We start from the raw sequence: 2,718 nt of genomic DNA, 5'->3' as shown, positions 1-2,718 counted from the left end.
GAAAAAAAGGCCAGTCTGGCAGCCAAAAAGTCGGCCAGCCGATTGGGGGTGACTTGGGTCCGCCGGGGAGTTCGAGTATGTGGTTTTGCCACCTACACGGACGTCCTCGGAGAAAACCATGGTACTCAAAATGGAAGAGAAAGAGCTGATTCGAAAGTTGGTAATTGTCCAGGGAATGTCTCAGAGAGAGGTCAATCGGCGATTTGGCTGGTCAAGAGACTCCATCGCTGATGCAATTCGTAATCCTGAACCAAACTCCTACACTCTCAAAGCGCCGCGGCCAAGACCGCTAACCGATCCGATTCTTCCATTGGTCAAGCAATGGCTTGAGGAGGACAAGGCGAAACCTCGAAAACAACGACACACTAAAACTAGAATCTTCGAGCGACTTCGTGATGAGTACGATTTCAAAGGTTCGCGACGTGCAATCTCGGACCTGGTCACTTCATTAATAGAAAAGCCTGCTGAGGTCTTTTGTCCAATCGATCATCCGCCTGCCAGCGAAGTTCAAATCGACTGGGGGCAGGCCATCGTTATGCTAAGTGGTGTACAAACGAAAGTCATGATTTTTTGTGCGAGGTCTGCTTTTAGCAAAGCCACCTTCGTAAAGGCATATCTTCGAGACGATATGATTAGTTTCCTTGATGGTCACGTATGGCTCATGGAGCAACTTGGAGGCGTGCCGATTAAGCTAGCCTATGACAACCTCAAGACCGCTGTTACTTATGTCCATACAGGGAGAAAGAGGGATCTTACAAGTCGCTTTCTTGCGTTACGCAGCCACTATCTTTTCGAATCGCGTTTCTGTAATGTGGCCAGCGGCAATGAGAAAGGCCATGTCGAGAATTCAGTCAAGCGAAGTGAGCGAACCTACCTAACTCCAGTTCCTCAAGTATCATCGCTGGAAGCACTCAATGAGCATCTAGCGGCATGGACCAAACGAGACCTTGGACGAATCGATAAAGATATGCAACGATCCTATGGAGAGCTCTTCGAAGAGGAAAGAAAACTCTTTCGACCGTTGCCGGAATCGCCGTTCCTCGCATGTACCTCAGATACGCTACGAGTCGATAAGCGATCGACGGTTCCTCACCAACAAAGCCGCTATAGCGTTCCAACTCGGTATGCATGCAAGCATGTTGTTCTCCGCGCATTCCTCGATCGAATCGAGGTTCATTGCGAAGATCAAATCATCGCTACGCACGCACGAGTCGAAGAGGGAGACTGGTCGCTTCAATTATCGCACTACATCGAGTTGCTCGAAACCAAACCTGGCCTACTGGACAGTGGAAAACCCTTTGTAAAACAAGCCTGGACGCAATCTCAGCAGCTCTTCCGCAACGAATTGGAGTACCGTTACCATGGCGAAGGAACTCGTATGTTCATCGACATTCTACTATTGGCAAAACGTTACCAATGGAAGGATGTTTGCAGAGCGATCGATGCGTGCTGTAAGAATCATGCATTCAATGAGGCTGCCGTTCTGCTGGAACTCGAGAACATCGGTACTTCGCAACCAAATAAGGTATTGGACTTGTCTGCCCATCCATCGCTTCAGCAAACTGAAACCGGAACTCGCTCGCTGGAGTGTTACGACTCACTGATCGGTTCAAGTCTTGATGGCGAGGCTCAACAAGACTCAATCGATTCTTCGTTAGGTGAACCTGTTTCTTTCTCAATTGCAAGGAGTGCAAACCATGACTGTTTCCAAGAGGACCAAGACCAACCAAATCAAGCCCAACCAGACGAAGTCGTATCCGGTACTGGAATCTCACCTACGTTCTCTAAGGCTGCCGACAATGCTCACCGAGTACCAACAGTTGGCCAAAAGATGCTCTTCGTCTAACGCGACCTATGAACAGTATTTAGAGGACATGGCAAGTACTGAAATACAAAAGCGAGACAGCAACGCCATTAACCGTCGTATCAAAGCATCGAAGGTTCCAACGATGAAAGAGCTATCCGATTTCGACTTCGGTTCGGTACCTTCTTTGAACAAAGCTAAAGTTATCGAACTAGCCAAATGCGGATACATGACAAGCAAGACGAATGTGGTCTTGATGGGGCCACCAGGTGTTGGGAAAACTCACCTCGCGATTTCGCTGACATTGAATGCATGTCGTCAGGGTTACAACGCAAGATTTTTCACTGCGGCAGAGATCGTAAACACTTATCGCGAGGCGCGAGAATCGAAGACGATCATGCGATTGGAAGCATCGTTATGCAGATTACACCTGATCGTGATCGATGAGCTTGGGTACTTGCCGATTGACCGCGTTGGAGCAGAGAGCTTGTTTGGCTTTTTTAGCCGATGTTATGAACAAACCAGCGTGATCGTGACGACAAATCTACCGTTCGCACAATGGCCATCGACCTTCGCAGGTGAAGAGCGAATGACCGGCGCATTGCTTGACCGACTCACCCACCGCCTTGAAGTGCTTTCGATAAGCGATAAAGAAGAGAGCTTTCGGGTCAAACAAAGCCGCAAAAACAACGCCAAAAAGAGCTAAGACATAGTGCATTAGCCATCAAAACTTCAGGACTCAAGTGGCCTTTTTTTCGACTGCCAAAACCAATTTTTGGCTGCCAGACTGGCCTTTTTTTCGACTGCCATTTCCAGATGACGATTAACACTAACCAAGTAGTGGAATTCGCCCGAATTCCCGAGGCTCTCTGACTGGCCAGAAATCCTGTTGCAGTAGGACTGGCTAGAATACT

3 protein-coding genes are annotated in these 2,718 nt (G+C 48.5%); 2 read left to right on the top strand and 1 reads right to left on the bottom strand.

Features of this window, described 5'->3' with window-relative positions:
- Positions 1–118 precede the first annotated feature (118 nt).
- Positions 119–1,846 (top strand): IS21 family transposase, encoded by a 1,728-nt coding sequence (gene istA / locus IM475_RS19650; protein ID WP_287728818.1) that lies wholly within the window; start codon positions 119–121, stop codon positions 1,844–1,846.
- Positions 1,800–2,510: an IS21-like element helper ATPase IstB gene (istB, locus tag IM475_RS19645; RefSeq protein WP_287728817.1), complete on the top strand. Its 711-nt coding sequence runs from the start codon at positions 1,800–1,802 to the stop codon at positions 2,508–2,510. The genes istA and istB overlap by 47 nt, the downstream gene beginning before the upstream one ends.
- On the opposite strand, the gene IM475_RS19640 is transcribed toward istB, so the two are convergent.
- The coding region (locus IM475_RS19640; protein ID WP_287728816.1) for a hypothetical protein at positions 2,473–2,718 on the bottom strand (246 nt) is incomplete at its 5' end. The genes istB and IM475_RS19640 overlap by 38 nt on opposite strands.

Source organism: Microcystis sp. M061S2 (assembly GCF_020245605.1).
Lineage (GTDB): Bacteria > Cyanobacteriota > Cyanobacteriia > Cyanobacteriales > Microcystaceae > Microcystis.
The sequence above is the reverse complement of the archived record's forward strand: the minus strand, read 5'-3'. Positions and strand labels throughout refer to the sequence as shown.